Annotated in this window: 16 protein-coding genes and 1 tRNA gene; 11 read left to right on the top strand and 6 right to left on the bottom strand. The window is 56.9% G+C overall.

Features of this window, described 5'->3' with window-relative positions; translation table 11 throughout:
* Positions 1-571 precede the first annotated feature (571 nt).
* From HZB29_05235 to HZB29_05225, 3 genes are read left to right on the top strand one after another with little or no spacing between them, the layout of a single operon-like run.
* On the top strand, positions 572-1,723 hold the full coding sequence (locus HZB29_05235; GenBank protein ID MBI5814995.1) for a hypothetical protein: 1,152 nt from the start codon (positions 572-574) through the stop codon (positions 1,721-1,723).
* Between the two features lie 51 nt (positions 1,724-1,774).
* On the top strand, positions 1,775-1,987 hold the full coding sequence (locus tag HZB29_05230; GenBank protein ID MBI5814994.1) for a heavy-metal-associated domain-containing protein: 213 nt from the start codon (positions 1,775-1,777) through the stop codon (positions 1,985-1,987).
* 15 nt (positions 1,988-2,002) lie between these two features.
* Complete coding sequence (locus tag HZB29_05225; protein ID MBI5814993.1) at positions 2,003-2,329, top strand: hypothetical protein; 327 nt, start codon at positions 2,003-2,005, stop codon at positions 2,327-2,329.
* 16 nt (positions 2,330-2,345) lie between these two features.
* Here the strand turns inward: HZB29_05225 and HZB29_05220 are convergent, their stop codons facing one another.
* Complete coding sequence (locus HZB29_05220; protein ID MBI5814992.1) at positions 2,346-3,314, bottom strand: hypothetical protein; 969 nt, start codon at positions 3,312-3,314, stop codon at positions 2,346-2,348.
* Between the two features lie 212 nt (positions 3,315-3,526).
* Here HZB29_05220 and gap point away from each other — a divergent pair, with 212 nt between their 5' ends.
* The 8 genes from gap to HZB29_05180 all read left to right on the top strand — a co-directional run bounded on the left by gap (position 3,527) and on the right by HZB29_05180 (position 11,088).
* The gene (gene gap, locus HZB29_05215; GenBank protein ID MBI5814991.1) at positions 3,527-4,534 is read left to right on the top strand and encodes a type I glyceraldehyde-3-phosphate dehydrogenase; all 1,008 of its coding nucleotides are present in this window, start codon (positions 3,527-3,529) and stop codon (positions 4,532-4,534) included.
* A 62-nt stretch (positions 4,535-4,596) separates the two neighbouring features.
* A complete protein-coding gene (locus HZB29_05210) occupies positions 4,597-5,784 on the top strand; it encodes a phosphoglycerate kinase (GenBank protein MBI5814990.1) in 1,188 nt (395 codons plus the stop codon).
* 54 nt (positions 5,785-5,838) lie between these two features.
* Positions 5,839-6,123, top strand: coding sequence for a BrnT family toxin (locus HZB29_05205; GenBank protein ID MBI5814989.1), 285 nt, complete (start codon positions 5,839-5,841; stop codon positions 6,121-6,123).
* Positions 6,110-6,373, top strand: a complete 264-nt coding sequence (locus tag HZB29_05200; GenBank protein MBI5814988.1) for a hypothetical protein — start codon at positions 6,110-6,112, stop codon at positions 6,371-6,373. The genes HZB29_05205 and HZB29_05200 overlap by 14 nt, the downstream gene beginning before the upstream one ends.
* 108 nt (positions 6,374-6,481) lie before the next feature.
* The gene (locus HZB29_05195; GenBank protein ID MBI5814987.1) at positions 6,482-7,237 is read left to right on the top strand and encodes a triose-phosphate isomerase; all 756 of its coding nucleotides are present in this window, start codon (positions 6,482-6,484) and stop codon (positions 7,235-7,237) included.
* A gap of 240 nt (positions 7,238-7,477) precedes the next feature.
* Positions 7,478-8,620 (top strand): FIST C-terminal domain-containing protein, encoded by a 1,143-nt coding sequence (locus tag HZB29_05190; protein MBI5814986.1) that lies wholly within the window; start codon positions 7,478-7,480, stop codon positions 8,618-8,620.
* Between the two features lie 2 nt (positions 8,621-8,622).
* The gene (locus tag HZB29_05185) at positions 8,623-10,827 is read left to right on the top strand and encodes a response regulator (protein ID MBI5814985.1); all 2,205 of its coding nucleotides are present in this window, start codon (positions 8,623-8,625) and stop codon (positions 10,825-10,827) included.
* A gap of 185 nt (positions 10,828-11,012) precedes the next feature.
* A tRNA-Ala gene (locus HZB29_05180) sits at positions 11,013-11,088 on the top strand.
* A gap of 141 nt (positions 11,089-11,229) precedes the next feature.
* Here the strand turns inward: HZB29_05180 and HZB29_05175 are convergent.
* The 5 genes from HZB29_05175 to HZB29_05155 form a co-directional block, all read right to left on the bottom strand.
* Positions 11,230-12,393, bottom strand: a complete 1,164-nt coding sequence (locus HZB29_05175; protein MBI5814984.1) for a hypothetical protein — start codon at positions 12,391-12,393, stop codon at positions 11,230-11,232.
* Positions 12,390-13,418 carry a FecR domain-containing protein gene (locus tag HZB29_05170; GenBank protein MBI5814983.1) on the bottom strand — a complete coding sequence of 343 codons (1,029 nt, stop codon included), beginning with the start codon at positions 13,416-13,418 and terminating at the stop codon, positions 12,390-12,392. The genes HZB29_05175 and HZB29_05170 overlap by 4 nt, the downstream gene beginning before the upstream one ends.
* A 19-nt stretch (positions 13,419-13,437) precedes the next feature.
* Positions 13,438-14,727: a PKD domain-containing protein gene (locus tag HZB29_05165; GenBank protein MBI5814982.1), complete on the bottom strand. Its 1,290-nt coding sequence runs from the start codon at positions 14,725-14,727 to the stop codon at positions 13,438-13,440.
* 128 nt (positions 14,728-14,855) lie between these two features.
* A complete protein-coding gene (locus HZB29_05160; GenBank protein ID MBI5814981.1) occupies positions 14,856-15,173 on the bottom strand; it encodes a hypothetical protein in 318 nt (105 codons plus the stop codon).
* Positions 15,170-15,838, bottom strand: coding sequence for an HAD-IA family hydrolase (locus HZB29_05155; GenBank protein MBI5814980.1), 669 nt, complete (start codon positions 15,836-15,838; stop codon positions 15,170-15,172). Before HZB29_05155 ends, HZB29_05160 begins: the two co-directional genes overlap by 4 nt.
* Positions 15,839-15,856: the final 18 nt, after the last annotated feature.

Here is a 15,856-nt window from a genome sequence, read left to right as displayed (position 1 = left end):
GCCTTTGCTCGACAACGGCGTCTGAAAACCCCAACTGCCCCGATTTACGGTTCATTTCGCCTCCAGCTATATATTGTATTACTATTGGTAATATAATATAGCATCATAAAAGCAATTATGCAAAGCTTTCCTTGTAAAGGGGGAGAAAAAGAATCGCCGGCAAGATGGCGGCGCTACGGAAGGCGGTAGGGGCGGGTTTCAAACCCGCCCCTACAAGATGACACGGTACGGCTCATTTTCGGTCATGGCATATGCATTAAATCCTGCCGGCATATCAATTCCTTTTCATGTTAACGGAACCTTCGAGGCTCCATTACCTTGTTGCGGGCAAGGTGGCGCGGCCACAGCGAACGCCCGCGCTCCCAGGGGAGGGTACATGGCGCTCTGTTCCTGATCCGGGGTTTTGAATCCAGGCCGAATATAAAAGAGCCGAACCAGGCCAGCAGGGCGCCGCGCGGGACAATTCCCCCCAAGTTGTGTAATAATTGCCTTGGCGCGGCGGCGGGACCTGTAACGTCTGCCTCCGCCGGACGGATGTTCTCAGGACACATCAAAAGGGGGTGCGGGAAAAATGGTTTTATCGGAGTCCGTTCGCAAGACCTCAAATGTCCGCATGCTTTTCCTTTGCCTTGCGGCGGCATTATCAATGGCGTTTGGGGCCACGCCCGCCAAGGCGGCTGAAGGGAAACAGGACGGCCACGGATTTTCAAGCTCGAAGACTTGCGGCGAGTGCCACAAGGACATCTATTCAAGCTTCGGCAGGTCGCTCCACTCACTCTCGTATTCCAATCCGATATTCCAGCTCGCCTATTCAAAGGCGTATCTTGAGACAAAAGGGGCCGCCAGGGAAAGCTGCCTTAAATGCCATGCCCCGCTGGCCGCGCCGATGCGCGACATGGACGTGGCCCAGCCGGTCACCGCAGAGGGTGTGACCTGCGATTTCTGCCACTCCGTTGAAAGCGTGGACCCGGGATCTTCGCAGCCTTTCAAGCTGGATCCATCCGGCAAAAAGAGGGCGTCGCTCAAGGACGCGAAGTCCCCTGCACATTCGGCGGCCTACGCCAACTGGTTCAACAAGTCGGAAATGTGCGCCCCGTGCCACGAGATAACAAGCGTCCATGGCATGAAGACCGCCACCACATACAGCGAATGGAAAGCGTCGGACTACGCAAAAGAGGGTGTCCAGTGCCAAGGGTGCCATATGCCCCCCGTATCAGGCAAGACCGCCGCCTCCAAGGCTTCGTCCGTCAATTATCACGACCACAGCCTGTCCCATGACCTGGAGCGGATGAAAGGGGCGGTGAAACTTGAGATCGCACGGGCAGGCCAGTCCAAGGGAGACAGGTACATTGTGGACGTGAACGCCACCAACGTGCGCGCGGGCCATTCCATCCCCACCGGGACCCAGCCGCGCGAGCTTGTGATCGAGGTGACGGTAAGGGACTCGTCCGGCAGGAGCGAGACGCAGCGCAAGACCCTCGGCAAGAAGATCGCCTCCGTCACCGGCGCCCCCATCGGCCCCGGCGGGGACGCATGCGTGGGGGGGCACAAGATGCTGGAGAACACATCCTTGAAGTCCAAGGAGAAAAGGCAGGTGCGGTTCATGTTCACCGGCGCCTTTACGGGGAATGTGTCGGTGTCCGCCGATGCCCATCTGGTCTACGCGCCGGTGGTCACAGCGGTTGAAAACGTGAGGATACCTTTGGGATCGGTCGCAAGATAGATCGCCATTTTGGAAAAAACGGGACGCGATGAGCTGGAGGCCTGATCGGTGATAACAAAAAAGGTGGGCATAGAAGGGATGAACTGCGGCCATTGCGCCAGCTGGGTGGAGGAGACCTTAAAGAAGGTTGACGGAGTGATGGACGCCCAGGTGAGCCTTGAGGCGAAGAACGCCCTGGTGGACCTGGACGAGGCGAAAGTGACGGACGAGATGCTCCGGGACGCGGTCGTCCGCGCCGGATACACTGTCAGCAACGTGTCATAAAAAATGGAGGGTGTCATGGGCCGTAAACACTCGATGATGATTTGGGCCGGGATAGCCGTTATCGCGCTGATGGGATTGTTCCCGCCATGGATGGTGACATGGGGGCCTGCTGGCGGCGTGACGGCGCCGGGGGGGCACGCTTTTATTTTCAGTTCGGCGGACTCGATCCAGGCCTCCGTCCTGGGCCAGATGGGGATAAAGCTGGCCGGAGCAAGCCAGCAGATGGCGGCAAGCTATGGCATCAAGCTGGATTTCATGCGGCTGCTGGTCCAATGGATCGTTGTGGCGGTTGTGATGGGCGGTGTGTGCTGCGCGGCCTGCCGCTGCCAGAAAAAAGAGTGACCCGGCAGGGTGGAATCTAGAATCCGGAGATGAGCAATATGGAGAATGCGCCGCCGTCCTGCCCGGTCAGCGCGTTCTTGTCCAGCCCGTATGAGGTGTATTGCGACTTCAAGGTGACCTTGCCGGACACGTTATAGTCCGCCCCGATCGTGGCGGCGTCCTGCCTGTAAGATGATTCCCCGGTCTTGCCCATGTAGGTGTGATAAGCGGCGCTCACGCCAAAGCTCTTGCCAATGCCTATCCTGGCGGCGGCTCCGAACCCGTTGCTCCCGTCGGTGTAATAAGCTCTGTCCTTGAGAAGGGGATCGCCCGAGTTAAGGTATACCGCCTTCAGGCTCAGGGACACATCATCACCAATGGAGCCCTGCGCTCCCGCGTCCAGCCCCACCACGCCGTTTTTGTTCCCCAATCCGTTATAAATATCGGAAATGCGCGAAGGGGAGAAATTCTTCATGTCCGCCGCGTCGCCGAACAGGCCCATGTCCAGGTTGACAGGGCCAAATTGGGGGGCGTAACCAACGCGATACCACAATCCGGTGTCGGCGGCGGTTTCAGAGTCCAAAAAGCCGGTCTTGCGGCCGATAAAACCGAGGGCGGCGTAAAATTTCTCCCCGGAGATAAAACCGGAAAGACCGGAAAGCATGGAACCGCCGGACGACGATTTACCCCTTTCACCGGAGACGCCGGAAGTTGCAAACCCGTTGTCGGACGCGAATCCGGCCCAGGTCTGGTCTGCCTTGTCCTTGTGTATGGCCAGGCCTGCCTTAAGCTTGCCATTGGTCAACGGAGCGACATATAGAGTGCTTCCGCCGGATATTTCATCGGACGCAAACTGCGCCACGGGGCTGGCCGGGCCGGATGAAATCCGGGAATGGCAGCTAAAGCAGGACACACCCGGCGATCTAGCGTAGTTGGGCATGGCGTTCCCTATTCCGGCCAAAGAAAGAACCAGGGCCAGCGTCAGGGGCGCAAAAATCCTTGCCATCCTTTTTTCACTCATGCGCGTCAAGATAACACATTACCTTATGATAGTCAACAAAACCCGTTGTAAAACCGGTTTAAAGGGACGCCGGGAGTTTGACGTTTGGCGTTGACTTGGCCCCAGATGGGAATATACTTTTAATTTCCTAAGTACGGTAAACAAGAGCCAACGGGAATTGGTGATCCCAAAAATTATACAGGGGAGGAGAAACTGTCATGGCCGTTAAGGTTGGAATCAACGGATTCGGAAGGATCGGACGGAACTTTTTCAGGGCCTGCATGGGCAATCCGGATATTCAGATTGTGTCGGTGAACGACATCACGGACGCCAAGACCCTCGCCCATCTTTTGAAATACGACTCCACTTTCGGAGTATTTCCCCATGACGTGAAGGCGGAGGAGAACGCCTTGACCGTTGACGGGGCCAAGGTGAGGATCACCGCGGAGAGAGACCCGTCCAAACTGCCGTGGAAAGAGATGGGAGTGAGTGTGGTGGTGGAGTCCACGGGGCTTTTCACCAAGCGGGCGGACGCGGCCAAGCATCTGGAAGCCGGGGCGAAAAAAGTGGTGATCTCCGCCCCCGCCAAGGAAGAGGACATCACGGTGGTCATGGGTGTCAACGAAGACAAATACGACCCGGCCAGGCACCACGTGCTTTCCAACGCCTCGTGCACCACAAACTGCCTTGCGCCGGTGGCCAAGGTGTTGATGGACAGCTTCGGCCTGGTCAACGGGCTGATGACCACCATTCACAGCTACACCAACGACCAGAGGATACTCGACCTGCCGCACAAGGACCTTCGCCGCGCCCGCGCCGCGGCTCTGTCGCTGATACCGACCTCCACTGGCGCGGCAAAGGCGGTGTCGCTTGTGCTGCCTCAGTTGAAGGGGAAACTCGACGGCCTGTCCATCCGCGTGCCCACCCCCAACGTGTCGCTGGTGGACTTGACCTGCCTTACAGAGAAGGACACGACCCCGGCGGAAATCAACGCCGCCATGAAGTCCGCCGCCGATGGGCCGATGAAAGGGATACTGGAGTATTGCGACGAGCCGCTGGTATCCAAGGACTTTAACGGCAACCCGGCCTCGTCGATTTTCGACTCGATCGAGACCCGCGTCATCGAGAAGCGGACGGTGAAGGTGCTTTCCTGGTACGACAACGAGTGGGGCTATTCGTGCCGCGTGCGCGACCTTATAAAGTACATCGTCTCGAAGGGTATCTGACCATACGTTAAGACACGCCCCCGGCCCTTTTGGCGGCCGGGGTGAATGGGGGAGGGGCGTCCATGGACAAACTGTCCATCGAAGATGTTGAACTCAAAGGCAGGAAAGTTTTCATCCGGGTGGACTTCAACGTCCCGGTGGAAAACGGCAAAGTCACCGACGACACGCGCATCCGCGAAGCCGTATCCACAATCAAGTACGCCGCGGACAAGGGGGCGAGGGTGATTGTGGCGTCCCACCTTGGGCGCCCGAAGGGGGTGACTCCGGAGTTCACCCTGCGCCAAACGCTGGACACATTCCAAAAGCTTCTCGGAAAATCCGTGGCGTTCGCCGAGGACTGCGTGGGGGAGAAGGCCGAATCGGCGGTGGCGGCGCTTAAAGGCGGCGATGTGCTGCTTCTTGAGAACGTGCGCTATTACAAGGAAGAGAAAAAGAACGACGAGGGATTCAGCAAAAAACTGGCGGCGCTGGCGGACGTATATGTCAACGACGCTTTCGGCACGGCCCACCGCGCCCACTGCTCCACGGAGGGGATAACCAGGTTCGTAAAGACTTCCGTTGCCGGTTTCCTGATGAAAAAGGAGATAGATTATTTCAACAAGTCCATGACGCACCCCGAAAGGCCGTTAGCGGTGGTGTTGGGGGGCGCAAAGGCCTCCACCAAGCTGCCTGTGATAGAGAACCTGCTGGAAAAGTGCGACATCATGATCATCGGCGGCGGGATGGCGTTCACTTTTCTCAAGGCGCTTGGCCGGGAAGTGGGAAAGAACATCCTTGAAGCGGACATGGTGGACAAGGTGACCGAGGTGATGATGAAGGCCAAGCAAAAGGGGGTGAAGTTCTACCTGCCGGTGGACTTTGTCACAGGTTCAACAATCAAAGACAGCGCGAAAGAAGATGTTGTGACCGCGCAGGAGCTTTCGGCGGACAAAGTGGCGCCGGACATAGGCCCGGCGACGATATTGCTTTTCGCCGAGGCGTTAAAGCCGGCCAGGACGATCATATGGAACGGGCCGATGGGAGTGTTCGAGAACAAGGCGTTTTCCGAAGGGACAATGGCTATGGCGCGGGCCATGGCGGAGTCTGGCGCCCTTACGGTGGTGGGCGGGGGCGATTCTGTGACGGCGGTGAACGAAGCTGGCCTGGCGAACAGGATGAGCTTTATCTCCACCGGCGGCGGGGCGTTTTTAGAGCTGCTCGAGGGGAAAACGCTTCCCGGTATCGCGGCGCTAAACGACAGGAAGAAATGATGGATCATTATTTGCGGATAAACCACCCAAATTGCATCCTGGCATGGACTAAAATTGAAGATAGAGCGGCTGGTTTGGATTGAGGAAATCGTTGAAAAACTGCGTTGGAAGCATCGGGTTAATCCCGATGAAGTGCGGGAAACGTTTGATAACCATCCTGGATTCAGATTTATCGAGAATGGGCATCGTGAAGGTGAACATGTATATTCAGCGATGGGGGAAACCTTTAAGGGCAGGAGGCTCATAATTTTTTTCATTTACAAAAAAGAGGGCGGCGCATTGATTGTCACCGCAAGGGACATGACAGACTCCGAGAGAAAAAGGTATGAAAAAAAGTAAAAGCTCAATATCCGGAATGACATCCTATAAGAGGATAGGCGAATTTTGGGACACGCACGATTTGACGGACTATTGGGACAAGACAAGGGAATCGGAATTTGATGTGGAAGTTAATTCTGAAGCAGTCTTTTGCGCTTTGGACATGAAGCTTGCCGGGCAGGTCGAGGAGGCGGCCCATAAGCGCGGTGTTTCCGCCGATACCCTGATCAATCTATGGATACAGGAAAAACTCCAGGAACGCAAAGCTTGATTCGCTGTTCTCCGGCGTTAAAATGCGACGGCGAACTTCTTGGATTGATAGCGGCAGGCGGATTTTAATCAGTCGGAAACAAAGGAGAATAAAGTGACACGCAGGCTGATGGTGGCGGGAAACTGGAAAATGAACAACACCATAGAGCAGTCCATAAAGCTGGCCGAGGCGGTGAAAAAGGAGACCCGGGACATCCACAAGGTGGACATCGTGGTGGCACCCGTTTTCACGGCGATAAAGCCGGTGTTTGATATTGTGGGGGACTCGTCCATCCAGGTGGCGGGGCAGGATGTGTTCTGGGAAGAGAGCGGGGCGTTCACGGGCGAGGTGTCGGCCCAGATGCTAAAGGACGCCGGATGCAAGCTTGTGATAATCGGCCATTCTGAGCGCAGGCAGTTTTTCGGGGAGACCGGCGCGACGGTGAACAAAAAAATCATCGCATCACTCAAAGCCGGCCTTAGGCCCATTGTGTGCGTGGGCGAAACGCTTGCGCAAAGGGAGGCGGGGGAAGCTTTTTCCGTGCTCGACCGGCAGATCGAGGAAGCGTTCGCCGGGATAGCCCTTCACGATTTTGAAAAGGTGATAATCGCGTACGAGCCTGTGTGGGCCATCGGCACCGGCAAGACGGCGAGTCCCTCCCAGGCGGACGAGGCGCACGCGCAAATAAGAGGCAAAATTGAGACGTTGTACGGCGCGAACGCCGCGCAGACGGCAAGGATCCTTTACGGCGGATCCGTCAAGGCGTCCAACGCCGAAGAGCTTTTCGGCATGGCGAACATAGACGGCGGCCTGATAGGAGGAGCCAGCCTGAAGACCTCCGAATTCACCCCGATTATCAAGGCTGCGGTGAACGCTTCGGCTTGACGCAACGGTGATAAGTGACAAAATCGCCGGTACTGATATCTTGTCGCCGCTTGATAGCTTTGCGGGTGATGGGGAAGCCTGGCGCAAATAGCCGCCTGGACGTTATTGCGCCCAATATATTGTTGGTTCATAATTCCATAGGCGCGGTCTGACATCCGTAAGTATGAAGCGGGGGCTTCACGGCCATTGGCCGGGTCTATATATTTTACGTCATGGCGGCTTGAACTTTGGGGGGTGGACATGGCAGACAATGGAAGGATATCCGTAAAAAAGGGATTCAGCCTGAACAAGGATTCCGCTTCCGGCGCGCTGGCCGAGCTTAAGGGGATGATTGGCCAGCCCGGAATGTCTCTGGCGCTGATATTCTGCTCTACCAACTACGATCTCAAGGAGCTTGGGCGCGCGATAAAATCCGAATTTGACTGTCCGGTGATTGGATGCACGACAGCCGGAGAGATATCCCCGGCAGGATACCCGGAATGGTCCCTTTCCGGGGTGAGCATAGCCAGCACGGAGCTTTCGGTGAAAACGTTCCTGATACCCGACGTGAACAATTTCGGGGTGCAGGCAGCCGCCGGAATTTCCAGGGACATCAAGGCGTCGTTCCCGGAAAAAAGCGGGGCCGAGGCCGCATCTTCCTTCGGATTGCTGCTCATAGACGGCCTTTCCGTCAAAGAGGAGCCTGTGGTGGCCTATCTTTCCGGCGCAATGGGCTCCATGCCCATAATAGGCGGTTCGGCGGGGGACAACCTCAAGTTCAAGGAAACCTGCGTGTACTATGACGGGGAGTTCATATCCGGGGCCGCGGTTTTTTCGGCGTTTTCCACCACGCTCCCTGTCACCGCCTTCAAGACGCAGCATTTCACTCCCGACAACGGGAGCAAGATGGTCATCACCGGGGCGATCCCTGAAAAGCGGATCGTCACGGAAATAAACGGCCGCCCGGCGGCGCAGGAATACGCAAGGTTCGTGGGGCTCACCATAGACAAGCTCGAACCGATGATCTTCTCCAGAAATCCCGTGATGCTCAAGATAGGAGGGGAGTTCTACGTGCGTTCCATACAGAAAGTGAACGATGACGGGTCCCTGACGTTTTACTGCGCAATAGACGAAGGGCTGGTTCTCACCCTCGCCAAGGGTGTGGACATAATAGAGAACCTGGAGGAGACGTTTGAAAATGTGAAAAAACAGATAGGCTCCCCCAAGGTGGTGATTGGCTGCGAATGTATTTTGCGCAGGCTTGAGATCCTCGAAAAGGGGCTTGCCGGACAGGCCGCCCGGATCATGACGGAGAACAACGTCATAGGGTTCCACACGTACGGGGAGCAGTTCAACGCCGTCCACGTCAACCAGACTCTGACCGGGATAGCAATTGGAGCGTGACCGTGGACACTGAAAGCGCAACCCCCGAACTGGACCGCCTTAACGATGAGCTGACGGCCCAGCGGAAAATCAACCGTTCGCTGATGAGCCGCGTGGAGCGCAGCGTGGACTCCATAGGCAGCTCATTTTCGTTGTTTGAAACGAACATCCTTCTCCAGGGGAGGATACAGGAACGCACCGCCGAACTGGAAAAACGGAACAGCGAACTTTTGGCCGCCAAGGAGCAGGCCGAAAGCGCGGCCAGGCTTAAAAGCGAGTTTCTGGCGAATATGAGCCATGAGATCCGCACCCCGCTCAATGGCGTCATCGGGATGACAAGTATGTTGCTGGACACCAGGCTTAGCCACGAGCAGCGCGACTACGCCGAAACCATCCGCAGTTCGGCCGAGTCGCTGCTTTCGATCATAAACGACATCCTCGATTTCTCCAAGATAGAGGCGGGAAAGCTTTCCATAGAGCCGATCCCGTTCGACCTGCGGCAGGGGATCGAGGACGTGATCGACACACTGTGCCTCAAGGCGCATGAAAAACGGCTGGAGGTCATCCTCCGGTACGATCCGAAGGCGCCCCGCCGCGTTGAAGGGGATCCGGGCAGGGTCCGCCAGATAATCATGAACCTGATTTCCAACGCTATCAAGTTCACCGAAAAAGGTTACATACTCATCGACGTCCAGCATGAAGCGGGCGGAACAGGCCCAGGCGCATTCGCCGTCTCGGTCAAGGACACCGGCGTGGGCATCCCCGAACAGATGCAAAAAAAGATTTTCGACAAGTTCACCCAGGTGGACGCCTCCACGACCCGCAAATTCGGCGGCACGGGGCTTGGCCTGGCTATCACAAACCAGCTTGTGGAGATGATGGGCGGCTCGATTAGCGTCACAAGCAAGATAGGCGAGGGGGCCACTTTCCTTGTCCGCCTTCCGTTGCCGGAGGCCTCCGGATCGGCCCCGGAATCGGTCTCATTTGAAAGCCTGGCGGGGATGCGCGTTTTTGTGGTGGACGACAACGACGTGAACCTGAAAATACTCCGGGAGCAGCTTACCCACTGGGGGATAGTGTGCGATTGCGTTTCCAGCGGCTCGGACGCGCTCATCCAACTGTTGGCCGCCTCCAAGGCAGGGGCGCTGCACGAAGTTGCCGTTGTGGACCACCTTATGCCGGGGATGGACGGGGAAACGCTCGGCAGGGCCATGCGGGCCATCCCGGAGCTGAGCGGAATCAGGCTTGTGATGCTCACATCCGGCGGCGGCGCGGGAGACGCCAAGAAATTCGAGGCGATAGGCTTTGACGCCTATCTTTTAAAGCCCATACGCCAGTCCCAATTGTTCGACACGCTGGTGACGCTGCGGAACACAAAACCGCGTGGGGAGGGCTCAGGGATATTGACCAGCAACAGGCTCCCGCACGAAGCCCGCAGGGGCGCGGGGCGCGAGATACCCGCCGGGGCGCACAAAGGCATCGCGCTTGTGGTGGAGGACAACATAACCAACCAGGCCGTGGCCAGGGGGATACTGGCGCGGATGGGGCTTATAGTGGACGTGGCCGGCGACGGGCAGGAAGCGCTCGACCTGCTGGAAAAGGTGGACTATGACATAGTGTTCATGGACTGCCATATGCCGGTGATGGACGGATATGAGGCGTCCAGGTCCATTAGAAGCGGGGAGGATGGGAAAAAGCGCATCCCAATCGTCGCAATGACCGCAAACGCCATGATGGGCGACAGGGAAAAATGCATAGCGGCCGGGATGGACGATTATGTGAGCAAGCCTGTCAGCGTTGACGCCATAAACACCGTCCTTAAACGTTGGCTTCGTGAGGGAGGCCAGGCCGATGGCTACGCCGCTGAGGGAGAGACGCCCCCCAGGGTGGTGTTCAATTACAGCGGCATGCGCGGCAGGTTGAACTTCGACGTTTCGCTTGTAAGGACCCTGATGGACAAATTCCTCTCGAACACCCCCGCTGTCCTGGACAAGCTCGAGACAGCGGTTAAAAAAAAGAATATGCAGGACGCGGCCCTTCACGCGCACAGCGTGAAAGGCTCCGCCGCCAACGTCGGGGCGGAACGGCTGGCCCACGCGGCGATGCTGTGCGAAGATAGCGCGGAGGAGAACGACTGCGAAAGGTCCGTGGAGAACCTTGCTTCGGTAAAATTGGAGTACGCCCATTTCATCGAGGAAATGAACGGTTTTCAGTGGCCCACAGTGTAAGCGCCAAAATTGGCTGAACTATTTGCCGAGCCAGGCCCAGGCGAGCCTTGAATTGCCATGGACAGGCGCGCCCCCCATCGCCCACAATCCATGACAGGCCGGATTCTCATCGAATATAATGGCCGACGAATCAAATCAATTTAGTTGACGGGAAAATAGTCTTTTGTTAAATTAACTCTTTTGATGGGGCTGTGGCGCAGCTGGGAGCGCGCTTGAATGGCATTCAAGAGGCCAGGGGTTCGATCCCCCTCAGCTCCACCAATTAGACGCCTTTCGTTTCAGAATATCAGCCCCCTTTTCTCCAAATCCTTTTTCTGGAAAACGATACATGTTGGCAAGATTCCTGCCGCGATCCCGGGCGTGGCCATTTATTGAATTGAATTCAACGATGACGGCTTTGCGTCAAAAGCCGTAAACAAACGAAATGTCAACGTTGACCAGGCCATAAACCGTGTCCGCCGATGACAAGGCGTCCATTTTGTTCTTTATACGCGTGTACCTCAGCAGGGCCGTGGTGTACATCCCCTCGGTGAAATACCATGACGCGCCGGCCTCCAAATATTGCTTTTCAATGCCTGCATCGTATAAAGGATCGTCCTCCGGATAACCGTTTGCCCCGACAATTTTCATTCCGGCCGTGCCACGCAACAGGAGACTTTTCGTATATCGGTACTGACCATTGAGGTAGGTCTCCAGCGAGTTGTTGTTGGAGTTGGAGACCTCGCTTTGCAGGTAGCTTTCCGCCGTGAGGGCCTGGTTGATCCCTTGGTTTCTATATATGACGCCAAGGCTCGTGCTTAACGCCTCTCCCCAACTCCGGATATATCTCGCGTCCGCGGAGTATGTGTCGCCCTGGCGGAACACGTCTTTTCCGTCCTGCTTGTCTTTCCCAAGGCTGAGATAAGACGCCGTGAGCATCAATGCGTCGTCGTCGGTTACCGCCCATGCCCCGGTCAGAAGCGCTGTGATCCTGTCGCCGGGGTTGAAATTGTCATTTCCGGTCTGTGTTGTCGGATCATATTCCCCGGTGATTTCATAGCGCGCCGCCGCGCCGATGGTGAAAGGTTTCATGGAATATACTGCGACGAAATGCGGAATGACGCTCAGGCCGCCGCCATATGTGTTAAGCAGCATTATCTCCTGGCTGAGCTTGTCCACCATTATTCTTGATATCTCTTCGTCGGTGTATGCGTGCTTGCCGGTGGGCGCCTTTATGTCCACGCCGCCGCGAAGCGTCCAGCCGGCAAGCTTGACCAAGTAGAAAGTGGATATGTCCGTGTCCGCCGGCGTGGACACCTCGAATCGCCCGTCCGCCCCCTCTGTCATATAGGAAGTGCGCGCATATGTGCCGGAGACCGAGAGCCCCCAAGACTCCACCGCATAAGCCATTTGCACAAATCCGGTGGTCTGCGATCCGTCGGATGAAGCTTTGTCCGAGTTCCATGCTCCGTGGTTTGCCGACACAGTCAGCAACCATGGAGACGCCTCCTGCTCCTGCGCGTAGCTTTGCCCGCAAATGGCGAGCAACATTGCGGCCAGAGCCCACGCCCGTTTTAGCGGCGTCATTTGAGTTTTATCTGTACTTGGACAGAGGCAGACGCCGGGGGGATCGCAGCGGCCCCGGAAGTCTCCGCCTGTCCCTCGATGACCCCTTGCTGCGATGTCCCAAATTGCTCGATAGCGGCTGTCCCGGCCGCGTCTTCGGGGCTTAATTGCTTGGGAACGCTCACATTTCTGCTCAAATTGTTCAGGGTCATTGTGTCTATGGCGTCGTTAAAGCCGGCGCCGGGCGCGTCAACCTGGCCATTTGCGTCAGGTTCTTTTACTTCTCCGGCGGAGCCCTGCTTGTCCTGGCCGCCGCTTTCTTCTTTCGGCTCCTCCTTCGGCTCCCCGTTTTCCTTTTTCGCCTCTGGAGCATGTTGAATTTTCGGAACGGTCTTAAACGGCACAGTCCTGTTCAAATGCTGGCGCCTGTCAGAAGAGATTGGAAAAGGAGCGGTGGGAGCCGACCCGAAGTTCACAACGGTGCGGGAGCCGGAAAGGACATGTACCATGGTCGCCGCAGGATCGAATCCCCTGACATAAACCGAACCTTTTTCGCCAGGTTCGCCGAGAAGGTCCACGTTGGTCTCGCCATTTGTGGACTCCACAATGAAAGGGGGAGTGCCGGAAACGCCGCATATCGCGGCCTTTGTATGGTATTCAAACCTTGATTCACGGTCCGCAAGCCTTGAGACGGCGGATTTGACCCTTCCGATCATCAGGCTGAAGATGGAGAAGGTGGAGCCTTTGGGATTACGGTTGAGCGACTTTATCACCAGGTCGGAGTTTTTGTCCAGCCGGATAAGGTCGCTTGTGTCCAGTTCCACCTCCACCACGCCATTGGAGGATGTTTTTATCCTGTCCCCTTCCGAGAAAGTGTCCCCCTTCGCCACGGCGCGCATCTTTGCGTCCCTGACGGAGATTACCACAACGGAGCCTTCAACGTGAACGGCCTTCGCGCTTATCGGCGCGGACCAGGAGCGCCCGGCGGCAAGCAAGACGACCGCGAACGCCGCTATTGCCGCGACACGGAAACTGTTCTTGTTCATAAATTGCATGTACACACTGTTATGGGCATATTATCTGTCCAGTCCATGCGGAGTACGAACCCGCCACATAACATGAATTGCCAGCGCTCACCTGGAAATTATACTGATGGCCCTGGGTGCAAGAATAGGTGATGCTCCCGGTGCGTGAATATCCCCCCTTCCATCCAGTGGTGGTGAGCGTTACGTCCTTCCATGAAAGGTTGTACACCGCGATCCCGTCAGACGTTTCGCCTGCCCCGCCGCCGGGATACTGGTAGCTTATCACTATCGAGCTGCCCGTGCCTGCGGCCGCCGTGACGTTTATTGGAGCCTGCGGCGTGCCGTAGTTGCAGATCACGTCAATGGTCATGGAAGATGTGGCGTAGTTGCCCTGCAGATCGGTCACCGTCAGTGTCACTTCGTGCGCGCCGGTGGAGGAAATCGTCATGGACGCGTTATCCCCCTGCACGTTGTACGAACTCCCCTTTGGGTCCGTCACAGTCCACTCGTAGGTCAGCGTGTCGCCCGGATCGTCGTCCGTGGCGTAGCCGTAAAGGTTGACCACATCCCCTATCTTCGGGGCCGTGTTGGAGGCGGTCATCCCCAGTATCACGGGCGCCGTCCCCCTGGCGTCGAAGGTCAGTTCCTGCGAAGCCACTCCGCCGTGCCCGTCATCCACAACCAGTATGATGGTGAACTGCCCGCCTTCAATGGGCACGCTGCCGGTCACAGTCTGGCCCGAAGCCGATTCAGAGCCGTTGAGCCCGTAGGCGTACCAGGCGTAAGTCAACTCATCGTCAGCATCCGGGTCTTCGGCGTATCCTGTCACCGAAATGGTGTCCCCGGGTCTGGGTTCGGGGATGGACATTTCAATCCCCGTTATCACCGGGGGCGCGTTCACTTCAAGCTCGATCACCAGCACCGGGGAGCCGAATGGAGACACCGCCGCCGTCTCCGACCCCGTGAACGTATCGCCGTATTCCGTCTCCACCAGAACGTCGAAATAGCGCTCGCCGAAAGTAACTGTAAGGTCAACGGTCAAAGTGTCCAGCGGAACGTCCACGGTCATCGGCTCCATGTCCGGGCCGCTGACGGTCATCGTGACGCTGGTGACATAGAAGGGCGCTTCCCTGCGGACGAATGAAGAAGGCGCCGTGAGTTTTCGCGTGGCCGGATCGTAACGGTAGCCCTCGGGCCATGTAAGCTGTAATTTGGCGCTGGTGGCTCCAGAGGAGGAGCCTTTCTCCTTATCTATAGAAGCGCCGCATCCGGCAATGACCGCCAGGAACGTTGGAATTATCAGAAATTGCGCGAGGAACCGGGTGCTCATAATCTCAATCCCGTATAGATGCGAGGATTATACCATATAACTCTTTGGAGTCTGATTTTGATGACATGTGGCCGGGCGCAGCAGTTCCCTTCATTGGAATGGCCATATATTTCTATATATTGAGCGGCCTACCTCCAATTAAATCCGCACCCTTCAATATCGTCCGGCGCCATAGGATAACGGTGGCAGATCACAGGCTTTAACTCTGGTTGGCCGTGCAGCAAACAGTGGTTGCCTGGCGTCAGTTTGTCGCAGGGGATGTCCAGCTCGAAACAGAGTGTGTCGGTGGAGGGATCAACCTGGGTTATGGCGATTTTGCGGAAGCTGTAATAGGCGCGGGCCTCGTCCATGGAGCCGTGCTGGCCTATCACGTGGCTCAATATCCCGGTGATCCGCATTTTGCGGCAGCATCCGCCGCAGCCAATGCATTCCCCTTCGCGGATCATTTTGCGCCGCCGAGGATGTCCAGAAGCTCGCCGAAGCGGTCTATCAATATTTCCACCCCGGCATCCTTAAGCTCGTCCACGCCGCGAAACCCGTATGTGACGCCCACTGTGCGGGCGCCGGCGTTCCTGCCGGTGGCCACGTCCACGGCGGAGTCGCCCACTATCATCAACCTTTCCGGGGCCGTTCCGTACTTTTCCGCTATGGCCAGAAGCGCCGCCGGATCCGGCTTTTTCACGGGCAACGTGTCACCGCCGTAAACGGCCCCGTCAAAATATGGCCCCCAGCCCAGTTCATCCACTATTTTGAAGGTGAACCGCTGCGGCTTGTTGGAGATCAGCCCCATATGATAGCGCCCGCCCAGCTTTTTGAGGGTGTCGGCAACTCCGTCGTATGGCCGGGTCTTCACCAGCAAACGCTCCCAATACCGCTCCCGGAATAGGTTCAGAGCCTCTGTCTCCCGCTCCAGATGGTCCGCCGCAATTACGGCCTTATGGATGAGCGGATTGATTCCATTGCCGACAAAGCTTTCGATCACGCTCATGGGGAGCGGATCGTACCCCATTTCCCCGAAAGTGTGGTTGAGCGCGTCGGCGATGTCTTCCTTGGAGTCTATGAGGGTGCCGTCCAGGTCGAAAACAATGGTGTCAACATCAACTATAGTCATTTTAATATGGTACCACGG

This window comes from Nitrospinota bacterium (assembly GCA_016235255.1).
GTDB lineage: Bacteria > Nitrospinota_A > UBA7883 > UBA7883 > JACRLM01 > JACRLM01.
Note: the sequence above shows the minus strand (reverse complement) of the source record. Positions and strands in the feature narration are given on the sequence as shown.

Coding starts and splice junctions, on each gene's coding strand:
- HZB29_05235 (MBI5814995.1), top strand. CDS start 572: ATGGTTTTATCGGAGTCCGTTCGCAAGACCTCAAATGTCCGCATGCTT.
- HZB29_05225 (MBI5814993.1), top strand. CDS start 2,003: ATGGGCCGTAAACACTCGATGATGATTTGGGCCGGGATAGCCGTTATC.
- HZB29_05220 (MBI5814992.1), bottom strand. CDS start 3,314: ATGGCAAGGATTTTTGCGCCCCTGACGCTGGCCCTGGTTCTTTCTTTG.
- gap (MBI5814991.1), top strand. CDS start 3,527: ATGGCCGTTAAGGTTGGAATCAACGGATTCGGAAGGATCGGACGGAAC.
- HZB29_05210 (MBI5814990.1), top strand. CDS start 4,597: ATGGACAAACTGTCCATCGAAGATGTTGAACTCAAAGGCAGGAAAGTT.
- HZB29_05200 (MBI5814988.1), top strand. CDS start 6,110: ATGAAAAAAAGTAAAAGCTCAATATCCGGAATGACATCCTATAAGAGG.
- HZB29_05195 (MBI5814987.1), top strand. CDS start 6,482: ATGGTGGCGGGAAACTGGAAAATGAACAACACCATAGAGCAGTCCATA.
- HZB29_05190 (MBI5814986.1), top strand. CDS start 7,478: ATGGCAGACAATGGAAGGATATCCGTAAAAAAGGGATTCAGCCTGAAC.
- HZB29_05175 (MBI5814984.1), bottom strand. CDS start 12,393: ATGACGCCGCTAAAACGGGCGTGGGCTCTGGCCGCAATGTTGCTCGCC.
- HZB29_05170 (MBI5814983.1), bottom strand. CDS start 13,418: ATGAACAAGAACAGTTTCCGTGTCGCGGCAATAGCGGCGTTCGCGGTC.
- HZB29_05165 (MBI5814982.1), bottom strand. CDS start 14,727: ATGAGCACCCGGTTCCTCGCGCAATTTCTGATAATTCCAACGTTCCTG.
- HZB29_05160 (MBI5814981.1), bottom strand. CDS start 15,173: ATGATCCGCGAAGGGGAATGCATTGGCTGCGGCGGATGCTGCCGCAAA.
- HZB29_05155 (MBI5814980.1), bottom strand. CDS start 15,838: ATGACTATAGTTGATGTTGACACCATTGTTTTCGACCTGGACGGCACC.